The sequence below is a fragment of the Pedobacter immunditicola genome (genome assembly GCF_037482985.1).
Taxonomy (GTDB): Bacteria; Bacteroidota; Bacteroidia; order Sphingobacteriales; family Sphingobacteriaceae; genus Pedobacter; species Pedobacter immunditicola.
The window spans coordinates 370,895-396,724 of the sequence record NZ_JBBHKC010000003.1 but is presented as its reverse complement, the minus strand read 5'-3'; the positions used below and the strand labels follow the sequence as shown (position 1 = coordinate 396,724).

Sequence of the window (25,830 nt, the reverse complement as noted above, 5' to 3'; positions counted from 1 at the left end):
GGTTACACTTAAACACAGATTTTAAGTTTTAAAGGTCAGTCTAACAGAAATGTTGGACTGACCTTTATTTGTAAAGGGCATTATCTTTTAAAATCACATTCCTATACAATAAACTTAACATCGAATGGAAAAAGAACAAAGGAAAATCTTAATAGCCTGTGATTCCCCGCGATCACTATTAGATTTCAGGGGAAAATTAATTGAAGAATTAATTGTAAAACATGAGGTAAGTATATTTACACCTGAAATCGATCAGCAAGAGATCAGAAACAAGCTTGATAAGATGAATGTCAAAATTTACGAAAGTAAATTGAACACCAGCAATGTTTCAATCCTAGCGGATCTTAGATATATTATTCAACTTAACAAGTTAATAAAATCCACCAAGCCGGATATATTTTTTCCTTATGCCTTTAAACCGGTAATCTACGGATCCCTTGTAGCAAATTTTAGAAAAGTAAATTGTATAACACCAATGTTAACAGGATTGGGTTACAACTTCTTAGACCTATCTACAAAAAGAACGTTAGTTCAGAATATTACAAGAGTTCTTTTAAAACTGAGTTTAAAAGCGAATGATAGGATGCGTATTATTTTTCAAAATCAGGACGACTACAATACACTTTTAAAAGCAAATACAATTAGCAGGAGAAATAAAGCATTTATAGTTAATGGCTCCGGTGTTGACCTTAATCATTATGACTATTCCAAGCCGGATGTGAAAAAAATAAGGTTTTTAATGATCGCACGCCTTATTAATGCAAAGGGGATAAATGAATATTATGAGGCAGCCAAAATAATTAAAAAGAAATATCCTGCTGTGTCTTTTGATCTCATTGGTCCATATGATGATAATATTGATGCGATAAACATTGAACTTTTTAACAAAATTAAATCTGATGGTATTATCAATTATATTGGGCTGGTTACTGATATCAGGCCTTTTATATATAATTCCTCCGTTGTTGTCCTTCCTTCTTACTATGGCGAAGGTGTTCCAAGATGTATTCTGGAGGGAATGGCCATGGGACGTGCGATAATCACCAGTAATTCAGTGGGGTGTAAAGAAACCATCAATCCTGACCTTAAAAAAACAAACGGTTTTCTCGTTCCCATTAAAAATGTTCGGGAGCTCATTTCAAAAATGGAATATTACATCCGTCACCCGGATGACATCGTTAGGTTTGGTGCAAACGGCAGAAATTATGCAGAAGAGAAATTTGACGTAAACAAAGTAAATCAACAAATGTTGAAAATATTGGCAGGCTGTTAACCATTCGTCTCGAAACTCATGATTCACAACTAAATTCAAAGCACCTAAGTTCATTAATCAAATCATCTTAAATTCAAGAGCTACTCTAATGTATCGAAACTTTATTATTCGTGAAGAAAGCGAATGGAACGCTTACACTGAACGCGCTTTAGCGTACGAAATATACCATACCTGGTATTACCATACATTAAATAAGGAAGGAGAACCACTACTTTTTGTATTTGAAGAGGGGGACTGGTTTATCGCACTACCATTAATAAAAAGGGAAATTAGTGGAACTTCTTTTTACGATCTCACTTCTGTTTATGGTCATTCAGGACCTTTTTCTAACAAAGATCTCTCCACGTTTTCCCGCCTAACCAACCAAAACTTCAAAACAGCCTTTATTAACTTTATGCATGAAGAACGTTGTATATGTGTTTTTTCCAGGCTACACCCTTTTTTAAATCAACAATATTTGCTTGAAAATATTGGGGGCTTAAAAGATAACGGCAAGACTATATACATGGATTTGACAATTCCGCTGGAAGAACAAAAAAAGAGATACGAGAAAAGGCTCTACCGACAGGTCAAGAAATTGCGCCAATCTGGGTACCTCATTAAAGAAGCTGATTCCCAGGAAGAGATTAAAATGTTTACTGATATGTATTGGCAGAATATGGATCGACTTAATGCATCACCCAACTATTATTTTGATGAACAATATTTCACTAACCTTTTAAATAGCCCCACACTCGAATCGAAACTCATTCTTATTTATAACGGACCCGAGCTGATATGTGGGGCCATTATCCTCTTATCAAACGAAATCATTAGAAATCATCTTTCAGCTACAGCTTCTCATTATTTAAAAGAATCGCCAAGTAAACTAATGACAGATGAGATCAGTATGATCGGAAGAAGAACTGGAAAAAAAGTATTTCACCTGGGAGGCGGAGTAGGAGGTAAGGAGGACAACTTATTTAAATTCAAAAGTCATTTTTCAAATTTGCTAATAAATGACACGTTATGGTGTTATATAGACAATAATGAAGTTTATAATTCGCTTGTAACCCTCCATTTAAATAATCAAAATTTTCATTCAGAATTTTTCCCATTATATAGAAAGTCTTTTAACAAAGAAATAATCGCTAACCAGAATATTGCACTGAACACTAATCAATCCATATATGAAAAATAGAATTTTTTACCAGGATCGTGATCTAACCACTTTCAATCAATTGATGGAAGAATATGGCTGGATTATATATGAAAATGCACTGGAAGATGAATTTATAGATCAAATAAACGAATCATTAAAGGAGGCCTATATAATCAGACGTGACATACAAATAAAAAATGGTATCGGTGCGAATATGAATGGCACTCTTCACCACCTTGTCGATAAAAATAGTTTTTCACTTAAGTTTTTGGAACAAAAATTCTGTGATTTCGAAATAAAAGATTTTTTAAAGGGGAATTACATATTGAATTCACTTGGTGCTGTAATCAACATGAAAGATGAAAAACCATATGTTCAAAATATTCACAGAGATATTAGGAGTTATACCGGTGACTTCAAATTAATGATCCAAATGATGGTTGTCTTAGATAACTTCACCGAAGAAAATGGAGCGACTTATTTTCTTTCCGGATCTCATAAACAGGAACAAAAGCCTGATGAAAAGTATTTTTATGAGTATTCAGATCGTGCTATTGCAAATAAGGGAAGCATTATTTTGTTTGATGCTAACTTATGGCATGCTGCAGGTAAAAATTATACCGACCACCAAAGGAGAGCATTAACCATGGCTTTTACCCGTCCTTTTTTTAAGCAACAAATGGACTATCCTAGATTATTAGGGTATGAATTAAAAGAGGAACTAAATGACGACTTAAGACAAATTATAGGCTATAACTCAAGGCTTCCAGCAACACTTCATGAATATTACCAACCTATAGAAAAGAGGATGTATCAGCCAAACCAAGGTTAAGTATACACTTATCAAATTTTATTAACTCCAATTGAAATGCAAACGAAATCTTTAAATAGAATAAAACCAATTGGTGGTTACCTGGAATTACAATTCTTGAACGGGAATGAACTTTATCCGCATTTATTGAAATTAAACACAGGAAGGAATGCCCTGGAATATATTCTAAAGGTTAAGAGGTATACTTCTGTTTATATACCTTACTTTACCTGTGAGGTCATACTAGAGCCTTTAAAAAAGTTAGGAATCCCTTATCAGTTTTATACCATCGATGATAGTTTTGACCCCGTTTTAGATTTTGAAGTTGGCCCTACAGAATGTTTTTTATACACGAATTATTTTGGGCTTAAGCAGGAAACTGTTCTATCGCTAAGTAAGAAATTTAAGAATCTGATTATAGATAATTCCCAGGCCTTTTTCTCGGAACCTTTGGCGGGTATTGACACCTTTTATTCCTGCAGGAAATTCTTCGGCGTTCCTGATGGTGCCTATTTATACACGACGAGTAACGTTAAATTAAAATTAGAAAAGGACATTTCCATCAATAGAATTTCTCACCTGGTGAAAAGCATTGACTTAGGGATTGAAAGCGGTTACCAGGACTTCATTGATAACAACAATGTTTTATCAAACAATCCTATACGTAGAATGTCTAATTTTTCTCAGAAAGTTTTAGCTGGTATAGATTATAAGGAATGTAAGTATCGTAGAAACTCAAATTTCATGTATTTACATGATTTTCTTTTGAAATATAATGATTACTCATTTGATGCATCTTCTTTAAATGGAGCAATGGTTTACCCACTTGTGCATACATCTACAACAATTAAACAGAAATTAATAGAAAAAAAAATTTACATACCTACTTACTGGCCGAATGTTTTTAATTGGACAACAAGGAAAATGCTGGAGTATTATTTAGCTGAGCACCTTGTGTCTTTACCAATTGATCATCGGTACACCCACGCTGACATGAAAAGAATCATTAATATTTTAAAAACTTTGTTATGAGCAATAGTATTTACTTAAGGCCTTTGGCAATTGAAGATGCCAAGGTGTCTTATCAATGGAGAAATAACCCACAAATCTGGAAGTACTCGAGATTTGTTCCCACCAATACCACCACCTTGGAAGCCGAAACTAGATGGTTAGCCGAGTCTTTAGAAAAAAAAGACCAGGTGCGGTTTGCGATTTGTGTGGAGAATTCTCATACTTATATAGGCAATGTGCAACTCATTAAAATGAGCAATATCGATGCTGAATTCCATCTCTTTATTGGAGATACAGACTGGTGGGGCAAAGGCATTGGCCGCAAATCAACAAATCTATTACTCAACTACGCTTTTCTTGAAAAGAATTTACAGAAGGTCTTCTTAGAGGTCCATAGAGAGAATTTGCCCGCAATTACAATTTATAGTAGCCAGGGGTTTGAAAACAAAGATCTCTCCTTTCCATATAACGTGATGGAATTAACGAGTACGAGATATATCAGCAACCAAACTCATCAGTATGAAAAAAATTATTACGCTACTACACCATGATCTATCATTGTATTTACAATACTTACTTATCCAAAGAACATCTAATAGTTACAAGGGAAGAATTTCGATCGGTTTCCCTGCTAAATTGCTTGTTTGATGATGTCTCAATATGGACAGAGAACAAGGAATAAAATACAAAATCTTCAGGCTGGCCCCGGTTATCAAGAAGATTCAATATACCAATGGAAACAGACATTGTCAAATCTGACTCTACCTCACAGAATCTGGAGATACCTTGTTGATCCATTGGCATGTCGCAGTATAATGCAGCAGTATTACATTGATAATCAATCAAATACTTACCCCCCTTTATATCGTCGTGGACTCAAAACTGTATAATGCCTTGTTTAATTTCTATGTATAAAAAGCTTGATTGGAATCATATTTGATTGTAATTAAGCAGGTCCAAAAATTTAACCTTAATATAAATTTTTTATGCATGATGGTGAAATCATTGAGCTTGCTGTACGACGTGATAAAATTAGTATTAGTGAACTCTCACGAAAGCTTAAAGTAAGCAGGAAATCAATATATAATTGGTTTAAGAAAGAAAACCTTAGCCTGGAGGTTATAAATAAAATTGGAGATGTCTTGAATCATGATTTTATGAAAGATCTACCAGGGAAATATGATGAGCTAAATATTGAATTAGGAAAAATGAAGAGTGAAAACGCTCCTAATCTTGATTATGATCCCAATTTGGCTCTCTATTGGAAAACAAAATATATAAATCTTCTTGAGGATTATACAAATCTGTTAATTAGAAATAGGTCTTAATGGGTAAATATGATAGAATAATTTTATTTAATTATGTGTTTTCCTTCTTTAATTTGTGCTAGCTTTAGATTCAACGGGTTTAATTTACTTAAATAAGCTGAAACTGCAGGTATCATGACCATTCGATCGAATATATTTACAGACAATTTATCCTCTGAGCAGGTGAACAATATCTTATCCTATTGGGATAAAGACATGATCTGTAGATTTGCAAATAATCAATTCATGAAATGGTTTGGTAGAAAACCCATTGACCTTATTGGAAAAACAACATTAAAGGAATTATTAGGCACTGCATACCAATTACATCTTCCATATATAAAAAAAGTATTTGAAGGCAGCTCAGAGGTATATGAGTATGAGATGCTTTTCTTTTCTGGGGACAGGTATCAAGTTACAGCTAGCTATTATCCGGATATTGAAAGTGGTTGTCTTTCTGGCTTCTTTTTGCATTTGGCGCTTAAGAAACCAAGTCAGTTTGGACATTCAAAAAAAAATGAATCTTATTTTGCAGGATTAAAAAGTAAACAGCATAACCTGAATAACAACAACAAAATGCCCCAGGTAGCTCAATATCTGGAAACACAATTGTTATCGGCGTTCCCCTCCATTGAATATATCGCTGATTTGCATCATATATCAGTCTCTAAACTAATGAGAGATTTCAAAAATGCATTTAACACGAGTCCCTTTATTTATTACAGGAAAATGCAAATGGAATATGCTCATCAATATCTTCATGAGACGGGCTGTTCAAAAAAGCAAATTGCTTTATTACTTGGATTTTCTAACCCCGGGAATTTTACAAGTTGTTATAACCGTTGGCTTAAAAATCAAGAGGTTAAAGTAGCAAAGACTAGCTTTCAGATGAACACTGAAGATCAGCACAGGCTATTAATTAAACAGCTGCCGGTTGCAATTGCTATGGTGGACATTGACATTAACTACTTGGTTGTATCGAAAAAATGGGTATCTGACTTCAATTTATCAGGAATCAATTTAATTAGGAAAAATCTTTATGATTACTTTCCAGATAAAGGTATTAAATGGCGGAGGATTGAAAAGCAATGCTTGGCTGGAGAAATTATGAACTGTGAAAAGGATTACTTTGAAGACATCAAGGGAAATAGAATCTGGTTAAAATGGGATATCCGACCTTGGTATGATGATTATGGAAAAATAGGCGGATTAATAATATATACTTCCAAATTAGGGAAAATTACTAATGAACATAAACAGTTATATTTTGACCACCAGTAGGTTCATCAATTTTGTAGTATTAGATATTTTTGATTATTAATAAACTTATTACCTAAATAATGAAACTCATTAATAATTTAATTCAATAATTACAGTTAAAATTATTAATGAATTCATATATTGAGAATTAGAAATATTTATTGGGGAGAAATTATATAACGATATCATGAAATTAAACGCTGGAGAAATAGTTGAACACGCAGTTCGCCGTCAAAATGTAAATATTAGTGAATTATCCAGAAGGATGAAAGTTAATAGAAGAACATTATACAACTGGTTTCAACAAAAAAGCTTAAACGCGGATGTCATTTGTGGGATTGGGCAAGTTATTAATTATGACTTTTCTAAAGACTTCAATGAAGAACTCGAGACTAGTAAACTGAAAAGTAAAGAAAGAGTGTTGAATCCTAAAGTAAATAAAGAATATGTGGCTCAGGAGTCAGTGTATTATTGGATGGAAAAATACATTACTTTACTGGAAGACTATAAAAAACTATTGCAGAATTCATCATCTTATGATTCGAGATATGAAAATATGAATCGTAAACAAAACGAATAATGGAGGGAAGGATTAACCTTCTTTCTTTCTGACAACGATATCGACGCGACGATTCTCAGCCCGGCCTTTCACTGTTGAGTTGGAAGATACTGGATTAGATTCACCTTCGGTTTTTACAGAAATCCGATTTGGAATTATATTTCCATTTCGGATTAACCAGGATTTTACAGCATTGGCTCTTTTAAGCGCAAGTTCTTTGTTACTTGCTTGTGTTCCTGTCGAATCCGTGTAACCATAAATAATAATTTGCCCTCCAGCAAATCTTTTTTCTGCAGAAGTGGAAATCTGACCTAGTTTTTCCGCTCCAATTTCACCAATAGAATCTTTACCAGGTTCGAAAAGTATTGCTTCTTTCAAACTATAAACAGCATAATCATTATTAGCTTTTACATGAACGGAAGTGTCCTTCAGCTCTTCATAATTCGCAACAGGTATATTAGGGTCAATTCCTGTCCAATTATTATTGATTTCACTTTCAATTGTTGCGGAATCACTGGCAGCACCCTGATAAGCTGTATCTGTATTATCCCTGAACAGAAAGAAAGCAATAACCATCACCACAACAATTCCTATTAACCATAATAGCCAATTATTTTTCGAACCTGGTTTTCTTTCTACCATGACAAAATTATTAAGGTTGTTTTACATCCGTGTAAGAATCAGCCCTGTTGGTATATTTCATTTCCATGTCCTCTTTAAAACGCTTTGCCTTATCCATAAACTCAGGAGCTTTATCTTTCAAATCATCGACCATGGATCTTCCATTGACGTCTTTTTTTGTTGCATATTTATAGGCCCCATACAATGCAGCACCTATTACCACTGTTTTAAATAATCCCATATCTTTAAGTATTTAAGTTTTAAATAAAACAGCATTTTTGATTAAATGTTTGTGTTATTTTTTATTCATGGAATTCCCCATGATAACTTTAGATAAACAGATGTTGAAACAACGGAGCGATGCATGCCGGTAATTTATGATGCACGGGTATTAAATAAAATTCACATTGGCTGTTTCAATGGGTTACTTACTATTTCAATAAATAGGAGGTTAAAACTCCGAGAATGGCCGATGAAGTAAAACTTACCAGTGTACCTACCAAAACATACTCTGTTTTAAGTTGTGTATTTGTTTCCTTTTCACTAAACCGCAAAATAGATTTAGCCGTCATTAAAAATCCAATTGCTGTATATTGGTGCATCAACACAAAAGTCAGTATTAAAACTCGCTCACAAATTCCTATCCATTTCCCCGCACTGGCCAACCCTAATCCCTGTTCCTCTTCATGAACTTCCGCTGGTTTTTCTCCGTTGCCCATGTTTCCCTCCAAACTTGTTTTATATAACTGTTTTAGCTGGGCTTTTTCCTGTTCTTTTGCAATCTGATTTCTCCATTTCTGTGTGCCTTTACCGATAATGATCCCCAGGGGCCAGGTCACAAACAAATAAGCCGAAAAAATCAACCAAAAATTTGTTTTGTCTGTAAGCCCAGCAAACGAAAGCACAACGTCATTCCACTTATTTTGTACTGTTAACCAAATTATAACAATCACTACAATGTGGAGGAGTTGGTCTATTATAAAATATTTAAAAGTATCTTTCAGAAAGATCTTAATTAGATCAATAATGTAGTGTGTAATAAAAATGGTTAAAGGGATAAACCAGTTATCATAATATCCTGAGAATATATAGGCGACCACAGTCGTTATGATAATATGCAGTAAAAGTTTTTTAGACTTAAACTTCTTCGCGTTTTTATCAGCGACCCAATCCTTCGGCTGTAAAATAAAGTCTGTAACCAGATGCGCGATAAGTAGACGGAGTAATAAACTTATTTCCATTATTTTCTTTGTGCTAATTCTGAAATATACTTTAATGCTAATTCCACATCTTTCCAATTAGCTAATTTTATTCTACTGTTCACTGAAGGCTGGGTTAAAGAGAGTTCGTTAGCTATTTCCTGTTGTGTTTTCCCTTCAACGAGCAGGTATATAACCTCCGCTTGCGCAAATGACCAATCCCTGATTATTTTATTGACAAAATTAAGAATAACCTCTATAGCTGCATTTTTCTCCTGATCAGGGGTGATAATTGCTAATAGCTCCCCATTTTTCATTTGATCAAAGTTTCTTCCAGATAAATGAAACGCTTCTCCATCTGAACTTAGTACATTTTTTCCCCGGTAAGATACTTCCCCGATACCAATTGAGATTCGGGTTCCAATATTTATGTTATTGATCTGATCTGAACGCAATTTAAACCAACACAAGAGTTGAATGCTTCTATTTAAGGCTTCTGTAATATCCTCAAACAATACCTGGAAGCTGTCGCCACGGTAAATTTCCGCATCAGCACTTTTTTTTATCCAACCTTTAAGCAACTTCGCAGAATCTTCAATCAATAATTGTCTATTCACCGGAGTCAACTTTGTGAAGTTAATTATATCACCAGTAATTACAGCATACGTTTTCATCTAATTATTTTTAAACAATATAGCTCATTTCTTCTATAATTCAAATATATAGAAGATTTATTCAATATATTACTACTATAGAATAATTATTATATAAATAAGTACTATAGAATGATGATCCTATATAGAAATACCGCAAATGGAAGAACAAAATGAGATTTATAATGATCATAAGGAAAGAAAATAGCAAATTTGAAGATGAACTTAATACAAGATGCCGCCACAATCAGACAAAACCGGTTAGCCTCTAATAAGGCCATTTTAGAAAAAGATGTAGAGGGTGTTTCAAAATACTGGTTACCAGATTTTGTGCAGGTTGCAGGGGATGGAAGCCATACTATTGGTAAAGCAAAGATAGCCGCAGATTGGAAATACATGTTCACTCATAGCAGCCCTGTGTTTGAGCGCATACCTTTTGACATCCAAATCAGCGATAGTGGAAGTATCGCCTGGGAGCAAGGCACATGGGCGTATAAAAATGAAAAATTCAAAGGGAATTACGCAGCTATGTGGCGTAAAAAAGAAGGCAAGTGGTTAACACAATGTGAGCTCTACGTATCTCTGGATTAGAATTCCCAATAAGATTGAAATTTTCTATTTAAATAAAATTTCTCTATTTCATAATCTTTTAAACAAAGGGAATGTAAAGTTTCTTTTTACCCAAACAAAATTATAGCTTTATACCACTTGATGAAGTTATTTAATGAGAATATTATTTATAGCACCACGTTTTCACACCAATCAAATATCATTGGTAAATAAACTATTAGAAGAAGGTCATCAGCTGGATATTTTTGTGATGGGAATGGGAAATAGCGAAGATTATAGGACAATTACCCCGAAAGTAATACCAGCCTCATTCCTTACCAAAAAATATATACAATACTTCAAAAAGAGTGTAGATATAGCTGATTTTCAGAATTTCGCCCTTCCCAACCTTTGCAAGTACTATGGCATGATCAGAAAGTTCAAACCGGATGTAATGGTGGTAAGAGGAGGACCAGAACCTGTGTATGCAAAGTGTCTCTTCCCATTTCTCTTTTCTAAGATCAAAATAGTTTACTACACACAATCACCAAAAATGGTTACGAACGTAACCCCACTGCGTAAGGTGTATGATTATGTGCTCTCCAACAGATATAAAATCAAATGGTACACACCGGTTTTATATGAAGTAAATAAAAAGACAAAGTTAAAGGATTTAGCCTACATGGATTATATTCCATTTTTTATATATCCCGGAACAGTAGAAATCAAAGAAAGACTAGCGGATGCAACAATTAATTTTCTTTGTGTTGCAAAATATGAACCAAGGAAAAACTTAAGCATGTTGTTGGACACTGTTGCCCAGCTAAATCATAGATATAAAAACTTTAAGCTAACCATCATAGGAAGTACAGGCAATGACAAAAGGGAAGCATATTATGAAAAAATTAAAGAAGACATTCAGTCAACAAATTTAAAAGATATTATTACCCTTTTAAAAAACGTCCCTTTTCCTCAAATGGAAAAGCACTATCAATCTCATCACATATTTTTAATGCCCAGTATTCAAGAACCCGCTTCAGTTTCTCAGCTGGAAGCAATGGCTAACGGTATGGCAATAATTTGCTCTGAGGATAATGGGACTGCACATTACATCAGGGATCAAATGAATGGCTTTTTAATCAAAGCCACCCAAACAGAACTCAAAAAGGCCATGGAAAAATACTTATTACAGCCAGAATTCATCAATAAGCATCGGCGGGGAAGCCTGAACCTGGTCGAAACAGACTTCAGTATCGAAAAAAACTATCAAAAACTAATGGAACTCTTAAAAACTCCTTAATAGAATCGAATTTGCCATCTTTAATCTCCATCACCAAAATTAGTTTTTTAACGGGTGCAGAAGTGTTGTCAACTACCGCAGAAGTGCGGATCACGGATAATAACAAAAATATTACAAAAGCAATAACTTTTATTAAAGACAAAGAAATGGAAGGGAATGATGTTATACTTCCGGACTTCTCCGCAGGCTTCTCAATTGAATAGGTACAAAAAAAATGGAGAAATAAACGGTGGGTTGAATTTGCAGCGGAACGCTTGTTTTGAAGTGACATAGCGGGCTGGAGAAGGGCAAAAACCTACCCAACAGCCATTAAAGGCAAAAATGGCTAATTAATAGATACCAATTTTGCAAAAAAATAGACCTGATAAAAACCAGTTACTGCCTATTCCTGAAAAGTAAAACCTTGCTTAATTCCAAATTAATTTAGTATTGCGAATGCTGAATTATTATTATTCAATAGCTATAATTCATATCATTGCATAGTGATGATGCATAAGAGCTATTGAATTTAATCATCCGATATTTCCTTTAATTATTATCTTTAAAAAAGGAAGAACCACTTATTAATTTAATTTACAATATATAAATGAAACCAAATCAACCAAATTCAAGAAGAGACTTCATTAAAAAATCTGCGGTAGGATTAGCCGCGTTTACCATCATCCCGAGGTATGTATTAGGAGGCCCGGGTTTTATAGCTCCGAGCGACAGGCTTACAAAAGCTGTTATTGGCGTTGGAGGAATGGGTAGAAATCACTTCCCGTATGATGGTACTCAGGTAGTTGCCATATGTGATGTTGATAAACGTCACATTGCAAAATCACTACCCATGCTGGACAAAGGTGTTAAAACCTTTAGCGATTATCGCGAATTAATCAAATTACCTGAAGTTGATATTGTACATATCGCAACGCCACCTCACTGGCACGGTATCATGTCTGTGGATGCAGCTAATGCAGGTAAAGATATCTGGTGTGAAAAACCCATGACACATACTATCGGTGAGGGTAAAAGAGTAATGGAGGCTGTACAGCAGCATGGCAGAATGTTCAGACTTAACACCTGGTTTCGATTTAAAGATAGATTTTACGGAATGGGTACCACTGTAAAACCGATTAAAAAGCTTGTTGATAGCGGTATGTTAGGCTGGCCTTTGAAAGTCACGTTGAGTAAACATACTGGCTTTGACTGGAAATTTTATTGGGTAGGTAAAGATAATTTACCTGTCGAACCCGTTCCTGCAGAATTGGATTATGAGTCATGGTTAGGCCCGGCACCATATAAACCATATAGTACCCATCGCGTACATTCTACCTTCAGAGGTTATTGGGATTATGATGGTGGTGGATTGGCTGATATGGGACAACACTACCTGGATCCGGTTCAATACTTCCTTGGTAAAGATAATACAAGTCCTATTTCAGTGGAGGTCGATGCGCCACAACAACATACCGATGCTGTAGGAACCTGGAGAAGGATTACTTACACCTATGCCGATGGTTGCCAGATCATTTTAGATGGTGAAGGAAAAGATACGAATGTACCTTATATTGAAGGTCCAAAGGGAAAACTTTACCCGGGTTTTAAATCCGATATTCCTGATCTGGAACGTAAACTCGCTTCTTTCCCAGAGCCCCCAGAACAGATGATCGATTTTTCTACCTCGGTTAAAACCAGACAGCAATTCGCGTTAAATGAACAAAACGGACATCGCTCATGTACTATAATTAATATCGGGTTGGCTGCATTAAGATTGGGCCGTTCCCTGAAATTTGATCCGGTTAAGGAAGAGTTTGTGAATGATGAAGCCGCAAACAGATTCATTAATCCGGTGATGCGTGCGCCTTATGTACTGTAATTGTTCTTTTAAATTCATTCTGTCGATACTTTTATTTTAATAATAATGATAAAAAAAATATTTTTCGTCCTATTGATTGCGATAGGATTACATCATTCAACTATTGCTCAAACAAGCACTGATCAGCGAACTTTAACCACAAGAATAGCAGATCTATTAGCTCAGCTGCCTGCAAAGGATTTCAAACAGCTTAATGGAAACATGGTGGAAATCTCCCAATTGGGAGAAAACGGCTTGGTTAGCCTGATTAATGGCCTTAGCCCTGCAGGAAAAGGGAATAATGCGCTAATAGAATATGCTATTGGCGGCTATTCTGCCTATGTGATGCAGCCAGGAAAGGAAAGTGAAAGAAGTAATGCTGTAAAAGCTTATAGCATAGCCTTAAAAAACATCTCAGATAAGCAGAACATACAGTTCTTAATCAGTCAGTTAGAACTGATTGGTAAAGATGATGCTGTTGCCACCCTTCAACCTTATTTAACCGATGCACAACTTGCTGATGCAGCTTCCAGGGCTTTGGTAAAAGTCAACTCCACGGCAGCTAAAGCTGCTTTATTGGCTGCATTGCCAAAAGCACAACAACCAGCGAAGTTATCTATTATCGAAGCGTTAGGAATGAGCCGTACAAAAGAAGCGGTTTCGGCGTTAAATCCATTGGCACAAAGTGCAGATGAGAAGCAGAACAAAGTAACCCTATTTGCATTGGCACTTATTGCTGATCCATCATCAGAAACTGTTTTCAATGCTGCTTCCAAAAAAGCAAATTACCTGTATGAAAACACCGACGCGTTATCGGCCAACCTTCTATATGCACAAAATCTATTAAAAGAGGGTAATAACACACTGGCTGTAAAAATCGCACAGCAGTTGTCGCAGATAGCACTTGCAGACAATCAAGTGCATACGCGTACTGCGGCACTGAAGATCCTTATCGATGGCCAGCCAGACAACCGTACCGCATTGCTGTTAAAAGCTGCAGATGATAAAGACACGAAATATCGTGAGGCGGCGTTGAAGTTTGCTCAACCGTATCTTACCCCAACAACAACTTCAGTATGGCTTTCAAAACTATCCAAAGCAAATTCAGCGACAAAGGCTGGTATTGTAAATATGTTTGGAGAAAGTAAGTCTAAGGAAGCTTTGCCTGCTATTCTGAAATTGATGAAAAGCAAAGACCAGGATTTAAAGTTTGCCGCTATACAAGCAGCAGCCGAAATAGGAGAGGTGCAGGTCTTGGATGATTTATATAAAGTAATGCGTAAAGGAGATTCCTCTACAATAGCAATCACAAGTGATGCTATTCTAAGGATGAAAGGAAAAGAAATTTCTGAGAAAATAGCTTCCTATATTCCAAAGTCAAAAGCACCGGTACAAATTGCGCTGGTTAATATCCTGGCTTCCCGTGCTGCCAACGAGCAGATAGGCAGTATATACAGTCTGTTAAAACATAAAAATGCTGATGTTAGGCAAGCGGCTTTTGCTGCACTTAAACAAACGGCTATAAATAAGGACCTACCACAACTGTTTACCCTGTTAAATGAAACAAGCGAACCGGCAGAGTTAACAGCCGTTCAAGATGCAATCATCGCTGCCGTAAAAGGAAATAAAGATAACTCGCCGCAGGTAGATATGGTATTGCAGCAAATGGCAGCAGCCCCTCAGGATAGAAAACCTCTATACTATAAAATTCTTGGAAGTTTAGGTGGTAAAAAGTCATTGGATGCTATTTCTGAGGCTTATTATTCAGGCGACACCCAAAATAAAAAATCAGCATTGGCGGCTTTAGCCTCATGGACTGATGAAGGTGCAATTGAAAATCTTATTAAAATTGCCCGCGAAACCAAAGATGATCAAGATTTTAACCAAGCCTTACTAGGTTACCTTCGTTCTGTAAGAGCAGCTTCGTACCCTGGAGAACAGCGCTTGCTAAAGCTACGTGAAGCTATGGTTATTGCCAAAACAACGGCACAAAAGCAAATGATCTTAAAGGATTTAGAACAATCCAAAACGATGAACTCCCTGATCTTTGCGGGTAAGTACCTTGATGATTCAGCGTTACAACAAACAGCGGCAAATACCGTGATGAATATCGCTTTGTCAGATAAATCTTTCTCCGGTACAATCGTAAAAAATTTACTAAACAAAACGCTTAGTGTAAAAACTGGTGGTGATAGCGAATACGAAAAAGAAGCCATTCGCAAATTTCTTGCAGAAATGCCAGCAGGCGAAGGATTTGTTGCCTTATTTAATGGGGTAGACCTTCAAGGCTGGAAAGGTTTAGTAGCTAATCCTATAAAAAGAGCAGCTATGGATGCCAAGACTCTAACTGCAGCGCAAAAAAAGGCAGATGGGGAAATGATGGAGAACTGGAAAGTAGTAAACGGTGAATTATTTTTCGCCAGTAAAGGTGACAACCTAGCTACAGTTAAAAAATACGGTGATTTTGAAATGCTTGTTGACTGGAAAATTATTGACGACAAGAAGCAAAATGGTGATGCTGGTATCTATTTGCGTGGAACCCCACAAGTTCAAATTTGGGACAATGCCCGGGTTAAAGATGGTGCCCAAGTAGGATCCGGAGGTTTATATAATAATAAAGCGAATGAAAGCAAGCCTTTAATCGTTGCTGACAACAAGCTCGATGAATGGAATACTTTTAGGATTTTAATGAAAGGTGACCGTGTTACTGTATACCTTAATGGTGTATTGGTTACTGACAATGTAATCCTGGAGAACTTTTGGGACAGAAGTCTGCCTATTTTCGCAGAAGAGCAAATCGAATTACAGGCACATGGATCGCCAATTGCATACCGCGATATTTTCATCAGGGAAATTCCAAGAGCAAAGCCATTTGCATTAAGTGCTGCTGAAAAAAAAGAAGGCTTTAAAGTACTTTTCGATGGTACCAATATGCACCAATGGACTGGAAATACAACTGACTATATTATTGAAGATGGAAATATAGCTATTCGCCCAAAACCTGGAAAAGGTTCAGGTGGTAATTTATTTACCAAAGACGAATACAGTGACTTTGTATTCCGCTTCGAATTTCAATTAACACCTGGAGCTAACAATGGTTTAGGTATCAGGGCACCACTTACTGGAGATGCTGCCTACAGTGGAATGGAGTTACAGATTCTGGATAATGAAGCGCCTATTTATAAAAATCTTCATATTTATCAGTACCATGGTTCTGTTTACGGCATCCTGCCAGCGAAAAGAGGTTTTCTAAAACCCACAGGTGAATGGAATTATCAGGAAGTAATTGTTAAGGGCCCGAAAATTAAGGTAATCCTAAATGGTAGCGTTATACTTGATGGGGACCTTACTGAAGCACGGAAAAATGGCACTGCAGACAAAAAATCTCACCCGGGAATATTCCGTAACAGTGGCCATATTGGATTTTTAGGACATGGTTCACCATTGCAATTCAGAAATATCCGCGTCAAAGATTTAAGTAAGAAATAACATTAATTAGCATATACAGTATAAACATATGACCGAAGACAATAAAAATTCAGCTTTAACAAATTCCAGAAGGAACTTTATTAAAAATACGGCAATTGCTGCTGCTGGGTTCATGATTGTTCCAAGACACGTTCTAGGGGGAAAAGGATTTTTAGCCCCAAGTGACCGTCTTTATGTTGCAGGAGTTGGAGTTGGTGGAAAAGGACAAAGCAATTTAAATAACATTTATAAAGGCGGAAAAGCTGACATTGCTTTCTTATGCGATGTTGATGACCGCAGAGCGGCTGCTTCTGTAAAGAATTTCCCTAAAGCAAAGTATTTTAAAGACTATAGGGAAATGCTGGACAAGGAAGCCAAAAATATTGATGCCGTGGTGGTTTCTACGCCTGATCATAACCATGCAATGATCGCTATGGCGGCAATGCAATTAGGTAAACATGTATACGTAGAGAAACCACTTTCTCATGATATCTATGAAGCCCGTCAGCTAACACTCGCTGCACAACGTTATAAAGTGGTTACCCAAATGGGTAACCAGGGTGCTTCGGGTGATGGTGTAAGAAAATTAAAGGATTGGGTGGATGCAGGCGTAATAGGCAAAGTTAAAACTGTTTATTGCTGGACAGATCGTCCTTCTTGGCCACAGGGAATCATGTGGCCAACTACCACTGCTGAGGTTCCTAAAGAATTGGATTGGAACCTTTGGCTTGGGAGTGCTCAGGAAAAGCCTTTTGTTGATAAGCTTGTTCCTTTTAATTGGAGAGGCTGGTGGGATTTTGGTACGGGCGCGATCGGTGACATGGGCTGCCATCTGGTAGAAGTGCCTTTTAGCATATTAGGTTTAGATACCCCAACCGAAGTTCAATGTAGTGTGGGTAGTATTTACCTGGACGAATTTAAGCGAGGTTTCTTCCCCGATAGCTGTCCGCCATCAAGTCACGTTACCTTAACTTTCAAAAAAACTAAAAAAACCAAAGACGATTTGGAAATGCATTGGATGGACGGTGGCATTAAACCGACACGTCCGGAAGAATTAGGACCTAATGAGCCTTTTGGGGCAAACGGCGTTTTATTTGAAGGAACAAGAGGGAAAATGGTTTGTGATGTTTATGGCGGGAACCCAAGACTTTTACCTTTATCACGCACTAATGAAGTACGCGTTAAGCAAAGTTCAGAAAGAGTACCTGGTGGAGTAGAAGGTCATTACTGGTCATGGGTTGAGGCCTGTATTGCTGGATATGGCAAGAAAGAACTGAGTTCTCCCTTTGAAATAGCTGGTCCACTTACAGAAACCTTACTCATTGCAAACCTGGCTATCAGAGGTACGGATGTTCAAATTCCAAGGGCGGATGGTAAGGGCTTTACTTATCCTGGCAGGGATATTAAACTGCTATGGGATAAAGAAAGTTTAAGAGTGACAAATTTTGATCCTGTTAACCAATTTGTAAAAAGGGAATACCGTCAGGGCTGGAGCCTGGGTGTATAAATTTTATGGCAGTAGAAAATAAGAATTTACGTGTATTAGTGGTAGGTTGTGGTAACATGGGGGCATCCCATGCTACTGCCTATCATGAATTAGCAGGCTTTGAAATTTGTGGCCTGGTATCCAGGGGAAATAGTAAAGTCGTTTTGAACGAAAAATTAGGAGGAGCATACCCTTTATTTGACGAATATGAGGAAGCGTTGGAAAATACCCGGCCAGATGCAGTATGCATTTCCACCTACCCCGATACCCATGAAAATTATGCTATCAAAGCTTTTGAATATGGATGTCATGTTTTTATAGAAAAGCCACTTGCTGCTTCACTGGAAGGTGCTGAACGGGTGGCGGCAGCGGCCAAAAAATATGACAGGAAATTACTGGTAGGTTACATCCTGCGCTACCATCCGTCATGGCAGCGCTTTATAGCGTTGTCTGCAGAAATGGGCAAGCCTTTAGTCATGCGAATGAACCTTAATCAGCAAAGTTCCGGAGCAAAATGGATGGTCCACCGTAACCTGATGGGAAGTTTAAGCCCGATCGTTGATTGTGGAGTGCATTACATCGATGTGATGTGCCAGATGACACGCTCAAAACCTGTACAGGTGTCAGCTATCGGTGCCAGGCTCACGGAAGATATCCCTGAAGGAAATTACAATTACGGTCAGCTCCAGATTCGCTTTGAGGATGGTTCAGTAGGCTGGTATGAAGCAGGCTGGGGGCCGATGATCAGTGAGACTGCCTTTTTTATAAAAGATGTTTTCGGACCTAAGGGTTCAGTTTCAATTGTGGCAAAAGAAGCAGCAGCTACGGGAAATTCAGCCGTTATCGATGCCCATACAAAAACAGACTCCATTAAAGTACATTATGCCACATTGGACGATCAGGATGCTTTTGCGCAGCCAGACCGTTGGATAGACATGACTGATGAGCCAGACCACCAGGAACTTTGTAACCGGGAACAACGGTATTTTTTAAAGTCAATTTTAGAAGATATAGATCTTACCGAGCCAACAGCAGATGCCATTAATAGTTTACGCATTGCGTTTGCCTGTGATGAGTCGGTGAGAACCGGAAAAATCATTTCAGTTTCCGCTTAGGAACTTTTTTAAATTCAGCTTTCTGAATAGCGAAGATGCTGGATGGGACTGCATTGCTGTCAAGTAATTCATTGAATTCAGCATTCATTACCCATACTTCATCTTCGTTTATTGTTGCAGTAGACGGATAAGTAAATCGCTCCAGTAATAAAGTTGTACCACACAACCTTGCAGTTCTCCAATTATCTTCTGTTTTTAATTGATACACTTTGTCATTACCGCCATTAACCACCACGGTCAGCGTATCATGAGCAGTAAGCAATAACCCATCGGCACCAACAAAGTATTGATTGAAAGTCACCTTTTCAATCTGTTGCGCATTATGGAGTGCAACTTTATACAATTGGCCTGTATTCGTATTGTCTACCAGTAAAAACCCGTCAGGGTGGTAAACTATTCCATTAATGCCTACACCTTCGGTTTCAAATTTAGGATCCTTTGCAAAAACACTTGCCTCACCACTGGGGGTAACTTTATATATGGCATGCGCATAGCTATCCGTCATATAAATATTTTCCTGGTCGTCGAAAACAAGGTCATTGCCGAAATGGTTGCCTGGTAATAAACCAGATAAATCAATATCAGACAGCCTTTGACCGGACTCAATGTCCACACTAATCAACCGGATCATTTTCTTCCTGGTATCAGCAGACGTAAATTTACTGTAATTAGCATCACCAACACAAACAAACAGACGATTTCCATCGGGGTGAATTTTTAAACCATAGGTTGATTTGAGGGTACTGTCGGCATGTAAAATAGAATATTCTCCTTCGGGCGTAACCAGGCCTATGGTGCCCGTCCGGGCGGAAGATACATAATAAACATTTCGGAGGCTATCAAATACCAGTCCTTCAGGATAAGCGTCAGGAGCGGTAAAACTTATCCTTTCAGAAGGCCCTACGGCTACACACCCCATGAGGAAGATACAGCCAATAAACATTGATCTTATCGTTTTCATAATTCCTGAGTTCTATAAATTGCATAAATCACTCCATTAGCATCATCAGAAATGTACACTACACCATTTGATGTGATGGTGATGCCAGCAGGCCTTCCAAAGCGGGCCTTACCACCTGGTGCCAGAAAACCGGTTAAGAAATTTTTAGCACGTATAGGCATACCATCTTCATACAGGATACGCTGCACTTTAAAGCCCACCGGTTTTTTACTATTCCAGGAGCCATGCCAGGCTACAAGTGCATCCCCGGTAAAATCGGAAGGAATATTGGTTGAATCGTTAAAAAATTTAAAGGCAATTGGCGCCATGTGTGCCTTAAAATTCAGGATAGATGGGGTGGCATTTTCTATCCACTCTTTCTTGGTATCACCTGGAGGATCTTCTCTAGTTTTATCCAATTTATTAAAGCCGTAGGCAAAGGGGTAACCATAATTTCGACCATCAATAATATTATTCAGCTCTTCAGGTGGCCATTTATTCCCTTTTGTGTCTGCACCATTATCCATGCCCCACATTTCACCAGTTGCCGGATGAAAATCAAAGCCTATGGTGTTACGTAAACCACTGGCATAAACCCTGCGTGTCCAGGTCTTCGGGTCAACCTGCAATATGCTCGCTGCTTCCTTATCTTTTTCTATACAATCATTGCAAAGCGTACCCACACTGATATAAAGCATTCCGTCGGGGCCAAAGGCTATAGTTCGGTTAGGATGTTGGCCGCCACTTGGTAAATCATTAATCAGTAATTCCATTGGGCCAAGGGTACCATCGCTGTTTAAAGGGTAACGCCGCAGTTCATTGTTGTTGCAAAGATAAATCCATCCCTCTTTAATGGTAATGCCATGAACCCCTTTAAAATCAGAAATTACCGTAACCAGGTCTTCGAATTTATGATCACCATCTTTATCTGTCAGCATGAGCACATCGCCCGCATCACGACGGGTGATGTAAAGCCGTCCGGAAAGGCCTGGATACAGCATTCGGGGTTTACCTAAACCACTCGCAGCAACCCGGACTTCCCAACCTTTGGGCACTTTCAAATACTTGACCAGGCTAGGGAGAAAATCAACATGACGGGGGTAGTTAGTATAACTTACGGTACCTGTTTTAGCTTTTGGGGGCAGACCTAGTTGTGCAAATGCGATACTGGATATAAACACAACAGCAAGGAGCATGATTAATTTATGTTTCATGGCCTTTAAATTTTAAGTTCTTTAAAAACAGCTTGTTATAGTTAAGGTTTTTGAAAATTCACAATTGTTGACCGGGTTACAGCAGCAGTTTTAAAACTATTTGAAGGCATAAAGGTTATATAAATACTAAAAAAAACCACACATGGAAACAAACAGCGAAATTATAAGTGACCTCAAAAATTTATTATCTATCGTAAACGATGGAAAGGAAGGCTATGAATCTGCTTGTGAAATAACAGATAAGATTGAGCTTCAGGGTGCTTTTTTAAAATACGCTGCACAACGCGCAGGTTATGCCGAGGAGTTAAAAACCCATATTGCCACCCATGGCGGAGTTGCCAATAATGAAGAGGGTGGAATATTAGGCGCTTTGCACCGCACCTGGATAGACGTTAAACAGTCGCTAAGTTCAAAAGAAGACGTGGCTATATTAGAAGCCGTTATCACCGGCGAAAAAACAGCCCTTGAAAAATATGATAAATATATCGCTGACTACGCTTCACATGCAGATCATATGCAGTTATTAAAAACGCATAGAGAGGGAATACTTAATGCCCTGAAAGAAATGGAGGGCTTATTAATTCAAAGAAGTACTTAAGCACATGCCAATGCCTGTTTTTACTTACCGGCATTAGCTTTAAGTACCCGTAGTAAGTTTTCACCCATAATTTTATTGATGTCTTTTTCTGAATAATTTAAATCTAATAACGCTGCCGTGATTTTAGGGTAATCCTGCACGCCATCCAAGCCCAAAGGAAAAGATTCAGCACCTTCAAAATCTGCACCGATGCCAACATGATCTGCACCAATCAAATTCACCATATAGTCAATGTGTTTAATTAATAAACTTAATGGTGGCCGAACTTGTGCCGATTCCTTATAAGTAGGATCCAAAAAGCCACTGTAGAAATTAGCAAATACAACGCCGCCATTTTTAGCAATGGCTTTTAATTGCTCATCTTTTAAATTTCGTTGGTGGGCAGCAATTGCATAAACACTACTATGGGATGCAATTACAGGTTTGCTGGTCGTTGCTAATACATCATAAAAAGTACGTTCCCCCACATGAGAAACATCCACCATGACCCCTAGTTTATTTAACCGTTTCACTATTTGTTTACCGAGCGAGTTTAGGCCCAGGTACGGAAGGCTGTCACGCTTAAAAGTTTCGTCATAAGCAGAAGTAGACCAGGATGTACTGTGATTCCACGTCAGTGTCAGATAACACATCCCACGTTTAGCCAGACTGTCTACATAGTCCACTCGGTCTTCAATCATATGACCGCCTTCAACGCCGATAAGTGCAGCCATTTTATTTTGTGCGATTACCTTTTTTAGATCTGTACTGTTGCGCACCAATACAATTTTATCAGGGTTGCGATCTATTAAAGCATAAAGTGAATCTATTTGCCGGTTTGCCAAAGCAAAAGCCCGACCCTTGCCGTAATCATCGCCACACCAGATAGAAAAAATTTGAGCATCTAATCCGCCTTCTTTAGCCCGGACCAAATCGAAATACCCTGTTGTTAATCGTTTAGATAAATCAACACCACTCACCATCTGATTCAACAACACATCATTATGTGCATCTATAACCAAAGCTTTCTCGTGAATTTTTTTGGCGTTTTTTTGGGCAGATAATTGTAAGGCTATAAAAAGGGGGAGCAAGAACATCAAATTTTTCATGCCGGAAGTTAGTAAATTATAACAAAATTTCAACTGTTTCAGCTGCTAGCGTACAACGTATGGATGCATCACTTTAAATTGAGATGAAAGTTGCTCAAGGGATACTTAAAAGAGACATTGTAACACCCTTAAAGGAAACTCAAATAAGAATAGAAAACAAGACGGAAGGAACAGGGGTATAAGTCGGACCTGCTACCGACCTGGTACCGGAAAACCGATAGCAATTCCGACTTGAGTACCTGCCAGGTAAAGGCAAGAGTCAACGCGCTGTTTAGCAAACCACTTGTCATTATTTACTGATCAGTAAGAAAACTATAATAAAAGACTACAAATCACTATGTATATTGCATAAAAATTAGCTTCATTACATGAAAACAATAGTATCCGGATGAAAACCTAACTGTAGACAAATGAAACGTACCTTTCTCATTTTATTTACTTTAATCAGTTTTTTTATCACCATTCCATTGCAAGGATTTTCGCAGTACAGCGATACAACCATTACACAAAAAGACCGATTAAAATTCAAAACATTTTTGCCAGCAATAATTGCCATTAGTTATGGTGTTGTTGCCCTTGGTGACGGGCCACTTAAAAATTTAGACCAAGATATTGCGGAAAGGAGAAATGACCGAAGGCCAACCTTTCATACAACTGCAGATGATTACTTAAGGTATGCCCCCTTTGTTGCTTTATATGGTTATGAATTATTAGGAATTAAAGGCAAGCATGACGTTAAAGAAAAAACTTCCCTGGTATTGCTGACAGCAGTCGTTTCTGTAGGAAGCACTAAAATATTAAAAAATATAATCGACAAAGAGCGTCCCAATAGCTATGATTTTAAATCTTTCCCTTCCGGGCATGCGGCCATCGCTTTTACCGGCGCAGAACTCATCAATCAAGAATACGGGGATCTATCACCATGGTACAGTATTGCTGGGTATACGGTTGCCTCTGCTACCTCCGTGTTAAGAATCTATAGTAACGACCACTGGTTTAGTGATGTGGTCGCTGGTGCGGGGGTAGGTGTATTATCTACAAAGTTGGCTTATGTAGTTTATCCCCATTTAAAGAAACTTTTGGTAAATAAGGAGAAGGATTTCAATTTTACAGCTGTTCCAGCTTATCAAGATGGAGTTTTAGGCGTATCTATATCAGGAAGATTTTAATTTATTCACCATAAGAATTGAAGCGTAATATGATGAACTATTATATACTTTTGTGATATTTTTTTTACAGAAGTGATAGCCGACATATGTATAAATCGTTGTTTTTACCTATGAAAATCAAAAAAATGCACTTTAAATTGCTACTATGACGGTTTTTTTAGTAAAAAGTATATATTTGGCAATAAATTAAAAAGCAAATAATGGAAAACTTCACAAAACTTAAAGAACTTGTCGCTTCAGTTGAGGTCGATATTGAGAAATTCTACAATTCAGGTAATGGTGCTGCTGGAACAAGAGTTCGTAAAGCAATGCAAGATTTAAAAGTATTAGCTCAAGATATTCGTACAGAAGTAACTGAGAAAAAAAACAGTGCTAAATAAGCAATGGCTGTAAACAAAACAACCTGCCAAATGCAGGTTGTTTTGTTTTTTAATACCATTACAAGCTCCTTTACAGGACATTTGGCATCCCAAGGCCAATGATAAAATTACAGCTGAACACAGCGACAAAAATCTTTTAATCATCATTTTATACTTCATTACAAAGGCATGCAAACGTTTGTGCAACAATTGCTTCTATGTTTCCTTATCAAGGAAGCATTTTTTTTTTACCTTGTAATGCCTAAACATGTAATCAACCCCTAAAAATGCAGCGAAGAGACATCTTTAATCTATTTTTAAAAGGAATTTCTACAAATGCTCCTGTTTCAATTAAACCTGACCCAGTTCTGGACCTTTCCAGCTATTTCAGGCAGGATGAAACGATTGCAATGGAGCAGGTTTGGGAGGGAACTGAATACATGGATTGTATTAAGCCAGAAATTTCAACGGCTTATGCATTTACAATATGTATTAACTTTAACCACGCCGACCTGGTGGCTTCGGTATTACAGTTAGGCATAAAAGATGGTACACAAAGTAGTGGTATTGAATTAGGATATCATGGTTCAGGTCAACTTTTTATCGACCAGACTACAGATCATAGAACATTACCAATCGAAAAATTAAAAGAAGGATTTCAACTGGTTTTAACTGTAAACCCACTAAAAAATGGGATGACACACGCCAAACTGAAAGCTATTGATAACGCTGGTTTAACTTTATCAATTGTAAAAACCGACAAAATAAAAACCAGTGATTGGGAAGGGGATATCAATCTATCAACATTGAAATTCAATTCTTTACGTATGCAAGGACACAAATCAATTAAAAATTATTTATAACTACAATAA

At 37.3% G+C, this 25,830-nt stretch carries 26 protein-coding genes; 19 read left to right on the top strand and 7 right to left on the bottom strand.

The genetic code is table 11. From position 1 onward, the window contains the following. Positions 1-124: 124 nt before the first annotated feature. From WG905_RS06820 to WG905_RS06785, 8 genes are all read left to right on the top strand, one after another. Entirely contained in the window at positions 125-1,273 is a 1,149-nt protein-coding gene (locus tag WG905_RS06820) for a glycosyltransferase family 4 protein (protein ID WP_339590956.1), read from the top strand. An 88-nt stretch (positions 1,274-1,361) separates the two neighbouring features. Next, on the top strand, positions 1,362-2,453 hold the full coding sequence (locus WG905_RS06815) for a GNAT family N-acetyltransferase (protein WP_339590955.1): 1,092 nt from the start codon (positions 1,362-1,364) through the stop codon (positions 2,451-2,453). Further along, on the top strand, positions 2,443-3,246 hold the full coding sequence (locus tag WG905_RS06810; RefSeq protein WP_339590954.1) for a phytanoyl-CoA dioxygenase family protein: 804 nt from the start codon (positions 2,443-2,445) through the stop codon (positions 3,244-3,246). The genes WG905_RS06815 and WG905_RS06810 overlap by 11 nt, the downstream gene beginning before the upstream one ends. A 36-nt stretch (positions 3,247-3,282) precedes the next feature. Next, positions 3,283-4,257 carry a hypothetical protein gene (locus tag WG905_RS06805; protein ID WP_339590953.1) on the top strand — a complete coding sequence of 325 codons (975 nt, stop codon included), beginning with the start codon at positions 3,283-3,285 and terminating at the stop codon, positions 4,255-4,257. Next, a complete protein-coding gene (locus tag WG905_RS06800; RefSeq protein ID WP_339590952.1) occupies positions 4,254-4,787 on the top strand; it encodes a GNAT family N-acetyltransferase in 534 nt (177 codons plus the stop codon). Before WG905_RS06805 ends, WG905_RS06800 begins: the two co-directional genes overlap by 4 nt. A gap of 435 nt (positions 4,788-5,222) precedes the next feature. Further along, positions 5,223-5,564 (top strand): helix-turn-helix domain-containing protein, encoded by a 342-nt coding sequence (locus WG905_RS06795; RefSeq protein ID WP_339590951.1) that lies wholly within the window; start codon positions 5,223-5,225, stop codon positions 5,562-5,564. A 114-nt stretch (positions 5,565-5,678) separates the two neighbouring features. Further along, positions 5,679-6,824: a PAS domain-containing protein gene (locus WG905_RS06790; protein WP_339590950.1), complete on the top strand. Its 1,146-nt coding sequence runs from the start codon at positions 5,679-5,681 to the stop codon at positions 6,822-6,824. 166 nt (positions 6,825-6,990) lie between these two features. Next, on the top strand, positions 6,991-7,383 hold the full coding sequence (locus tag WG905_RS06785; RefSeq protein ID WP_339590949.1) for a hypothetical protein: 393 nt from the start codon (positions 6,991-6,993) through the stop codon (positions 7,381-7,383). Positions 7,384-7,395: 12 nt separating this feature from the next. On the opposite strand, the gene WG905_RS06780 is transcribed toward WG905_RS06785, so the two are convergent. From WG905_RS06780 to WG905_RS06765, 4 genes are all read right to left on the bottom strand, one after another. Further along, positions 7,396-8,004 (bottom strand): OmpA family protein, encoded by a 609-nt coding sequence (locus tag WG905_RS06780; protein ID WP_339590948.1) that lies wholly within the window; start codon positions 8,002-8,004, stop codon positions 7,396-7,398. A 10-nt stretch (positions 8,005-8,014) separates the two neighbouring features. Further along, positions 8,015-8,224, bottom strand: a complete 210-nt coding sequence (locus WG905_RS06775) for a YtxH domain-containing protein (RefSeq protein ID WP_339590947.1) — start codon at positions 8,222-8,224, stop codon at positions 8,015-8,017. 190 nt (positions 8,225-8,414) lie between these two features. Next, positions 8,415-9,224, bottom strand: coding sequence for a DUF3307 domain-containing protein (locus WG905_RS06770; protein WP_339590946.1), 810 nt, complete (start codon positions 9,222-9,224; stop codon positions 8,415-8,417). Continuing rightward, positions 9,224-9,856: a hypothetical protein gene (locus tag WG905_RS06765; protein WP_339590945.1), complete on the bottom strand. Its 633-nt coding sequence runs from the start codon at positions 9,854-9,856 to the stop codon at positions 9,224-9,226. Before WG905_RS06765 ends, WG905_RS06770 begins: the two co-directional genes overlap by 1 nt. 198 nt (positions 9,857-10,054) lie before the next feature. Between WG905_RS06765 and WG905_RS06760 the strand changes: the two genes are divergently transcribed. The 7 genes from WG905_RS06760 to WG905_RS06730 all read left to right on the top strand — a co-directional run bounded on the left by WG905_RS06760 (position 10,055) and on the right by WG905_RS06730 (position 19,590). Further along, positions 10,055-10,426 carry a YybH family protein gene (locus WG905_RS06760; protein WP_339590944.1) on the top strand — a complete coding sequence of 124 codons (372 nt, stop codon included), beginning with the start codon at positions 10,055-10,057 and terminating at the stop codon, positions 10,424-10,426. Positions 10,427-10,559: 133 nt separating this feature from the next. Beyond that, on the top strand, positions 10,560-11,684 hold the full coding sequence (locus WG905_RS06755) for a glycosyltransferase family 4 protein (RefSeq protein WP_339590943.1): 1,125 nt from the start codon (positions 10,560-10,562) through the stop codon (positions 11,682-11,684). A gap of 11 nt (positions 11,685-11,695) precedes the next feature. Further along, positions 11,696-11,887, top strand: a complete 192-nt coding sequence (locus WG905_RS06750) for a hypothetical protein (RefSeq protein WP_339590942.1) — start codon at positions 11,696-11,698, stop codon at positions 11,885-11,887. Positions 11,888-12,270: 383 nt separating this feature from the next. Further along, a complete protein-coding gene (locus WG905_RS06745) occupies positions 12,271-13,542 on the top strand; it encodes a Gfo/Idh/MocA family oxidoreductase (RefSeq protein ID WP_339590941.1) in 1,272 nt (423 codons plus the stop codon). A gap of 45 nt (positions 13,543-13,587) precedes the next feature. Next, entirely contained in the window at positions 13,588-17,010 is a 3,423-nt protein-coding gene (locus WG905_RS06740; protein ID WP_339590940.1) for a DUF1080 domain-containing protein, read from the top strand. Positions 17,011-17,038: 28 nt separating this feature from the next. Beyond that, positions 17,039-18,496, top strand: coding sequence for a Gfo/Idh/MocA family protein (locus WG905_RS06735; protein WP_339590939.1), 1,458 nt, complete (start codon positions 17,039-17,041; stop codon positions 18,494-18,496). Between the two features lie 5 nt (positions 18,497-18,501). Beyond that, positions 18,502-19,590 carry a Gfo/Idh/MocA family protein gene (locus tag WG905_RS06730; protein WP_339590938.1) on the top strand — a complete coding sequence of 363 codons (1,089 nt, stop codon included), beginning with the start codon at positions 18,502-18,504 and terminating at the stop codon, positions 19,588-19,590. On the opposite strand, the gene WG905_RS06725 is transcribed toward WG905_RS06730, so the two are convergent. Together WG905_RS06725 and WG905_RS06720 are read right to left on the bottom strand one after the other, a co-directional pair. Then, on the bottom strand, positions 19,571-20,551 hold the full coding sequence (locus WG905_RS06725; RefSeq protein WP_339590937.1) for a gluconolaconase: 981 nt from the start codon (positions 20,549-20,551) through the stop codon (positions 19,571-19,573). The two genes, WG905_RS06730 and WG905_RS06725, sit on opposite strands and share 20 nt — an antisense overlap. After that, the gene (locus tag WG905_RS06720) at positions 20,548-21,744 is read right to left on the bottom strand and encodes a PQQ-dependent sugar dehydrogenase (protein ID WP_339590936.1); all 1,197 of its coding nucleotides are present in this window, start codon (positions 21,742-21,744) and stop codon (positions 20,548-20,550) included. Before WG905_RS06720 ends, WG905_RS06725 begins: the two co-directional genes overlap by 4 nt. A 142-nt stretch (positions 21,745-21,886) precedes the next feature. Between WG905_RS06720 and WG905_RS06715 the strand changes: the two genes are divergently transcribed. After that, positions 21,887-22,342, top strand: coding sequence for a PA2169 family four-helix-bundle protein (locus WG905_RS06715; RefSeq protein WP_339590935.1), 456 nt, complete (start codon positions 21,887-21,889; stop codon positions 22,340-22,342). 20 nt (positions 22,343-22,362) lie between these two features. On the opposite strand, the gene WG905_RS06710 is transcribed toward WG905_RS06715, so the two are convergent. After that, on the bottom strand, positions 22,363-23,430 hold the full coding sequence (locus tag WG905_RS06710; protein WP_339590934.1) for a dipeptidase: 1,068 nt from the start codon (positions 23,428-23,430) through the stop codon (positions 22,363-22,365). Positions 23,431-23,840: 410 nt separating this feature from the next. Here WG905_RS06710 and WG905_RS06705 point away from each other — a divergent pair, with 410 nt between their 5' ends. The 3 genes from WG905_RS06705 (at position 23,841) to WG905_RS06695 (ending at position 25,821) form a co-directional block, all read left to right on the top strand. Continuing rightward, a complete protein-coding gene (locus WG905_RS06705; RefSeq protein WP_339590933.1) occupies positions 23,841-24,599 on the top strand; it encodes a phosphatase PAP2 family protein in 759 nt (252 codons plus the stop codon). Between the two features lie 200 nt (positions 24,600-24,799). Further along, the gene (locus WG905_RS06700) at positions 24,800-24,979 is read left to right on the top strand and encodes a histone H1 (RefSeq protein WP_339590932.1); all 180 of its coding nucleotides are present in this window, start codon (positions 24,800-24,802) and stop codon (positions 24,977-24,979) included. A 266-nt stretch (positions 24,980-25,245) separates the two neighbouring features. Beyond that, positions 25,246-25,821, top strand: a complete 576-nt coding sequence (locus tag WG905_RS06695; RefSeq protein WP_339590931.1) for a hypothetical protein — start codon at positions 25,246-25,248, stop codon at positions 25,819-25,821. The last annotated feature ends 9 nt before the right edge of the window (positions 25,822-25,830 follow it).

Coding starts and splice junctions, on each gene's coding strand:
- WG905_RS06820 (WP_339590956.1), top strand. CDS start 125: ATGGAAAAAGAACAAAGGAAAATCTTAATAGCCTGTGATTCCCCGCGA.
- WG905_RS06815 (WP_339590955.1), top strand. CDS start 1,362: ATGTATCGAAACTTTATTATTCGTGAAGAAAGCGAATGGAACGCTTAC.
- WG905_RS06810 (WP_339590954.1), top strand. CDS start 2,443: ATGAAAAATAGAATTTTTTACCAGGATCGTGATCTAACCACTTTCAAT.
- WG905_RS06805 (WP_339590953.1), top strand. CDS start 3,283: ATGCAAACGAAATCTTTAAATAGAATAAAACCAATTGGTGGTTACCTG.
- WG905_RS06800 (WP_339590952.1), top strand. CDS start 4,254: ATGAGCAATAGTATTTACTTAAGGCCTTTGGCAATTGAAGATGCCAAG.
- WG905_RS06795 (WP_339590951.1), top strand. CDS start 5,223: ATGCATGATGGTGAAATCATTGAGCTTGCTGTACGACGTGATAAAATT.
- WG905_RS06790 (WP_339590950.1), top strand. CDS start 5,679: ATGACCATTCGATCGAATATATTTACAGACAATTTATCCTCTGAGCAG.
- WG905_RS06785 (WP_339590949.1), top strand. CDS start 6,991: ATGAAATTAAACGCTGGAGAAATAGTTGAACACGCAGTTCGCCGTCAA.
- WG905_RS06780 (WP_339590948.1), bottom strand. CDS start 8,004: ATGGTAGAAAGAAAACCAGGTTCGAAAAATAATTGGCTATTATGGTTA.
- WG905_RS06775 (WP_339590947.1), bottom strand. CDS start 8,224: ATGGGATTATTTAAAACAGTGGTAATAGGTGCTGCATTGTATGGGGCC.
- WG905_RS06770 (WP_339590946.1), bottom strand. CDS start 9,224: ATGGAAATAAGTTTATTACTCCGTCTACTTATCGCGCATCTGGTTACA.
- WG905_RS06765 (WP_339590945.1), bottom strand. CDS start 9,856: ATGAAAACGTATGCTGTAATTACTGGTGATATAATTAACTTCACAAAG.
- WG905_RS06760 (WP_339590944.1), top strand. CDS start 10,055: ATGAACTTAATACAAGATGCCGCCACAATCAGACAAAACCGGTTAGCC.
- WG905_RS06755 (WP_339590943.1), top strand. CDS start 10,560: ATGAGAATATTATTTATAGCACCACGTTTTCACACCAATCAAATATCA.
- WG905_RS06745 (WP_339590941.1), top strand. CDS start 12,271: ATGAAACCAAATCAACCAAATTCAAGAAGAGACTTCATTAAAAAATCT.
- WG905_RS06740 (WP_339590940.1), top strand. CDS start 13,588: ATGATAAAAAAAATATTTTTCGTCCTATTGATTGCGATAGGATTACAT.
- WG905_RS06735 (WP_339590939.1), top strand. CDS start 17,039: ATGACCGAAGACAATAAAAATTCAGCTTTAACAAATTCCAGAAGGAAC.
- WG905_RS06730 (WP_339590938.1), top strand. CDS start 18,502: ATGGCAGTAGAAAATAAGAATTTACGTGTATTAGTGGTAGGTTGTGGT.
- WG905_RS06725 (WP_339590937.1), bottom strand. CDS start 20,551: ATGAAAACGATAAGATCAATGTTTATTGGCTGTATCTTCCTCATGGGG.
- WG905_RS06720 (WP_339590936.1), bottom strand. CDS start 21,744: ATGAAACATAAATTAATCATGCTCCTTGCTGTTGTGTTTATATCCAGT.
- WG905_RS06715 (WP_339590935.1), top strand. CDS start 21,887: ATGGAAACAAACAGCGAAATTATAAGTGACCTCAAAAATTTATTATCT.
- WG905_RS06710 (WP_339590934.1), bottom strand. CDS start 23,430: ATGAAAAATTTGATGTTCTTGCTCCCCCTTTTTATAGCCTTACAATTA.
- WG905_RS06705 (WP_339590933.1), top strand. CDS start 23,841: ATGAAACGTACCTTTCTCATTTTATTTACTTTAATCAGTTTTTTTATC.
- WG905_RS06700 (WP_339590932.1), top strand. CDS start 24,800: ATGGAAAACTTCACAAAACTTAAAGAACTTGTCGCTTCAGTTGAGGTC.
- WG905_RS06695 (WP_339590931.1), top strand. CDS start 25,246: ATGCAGCGAAGAGACATCTTTAATCTATTTTTAAAAGGAATTTCTACA.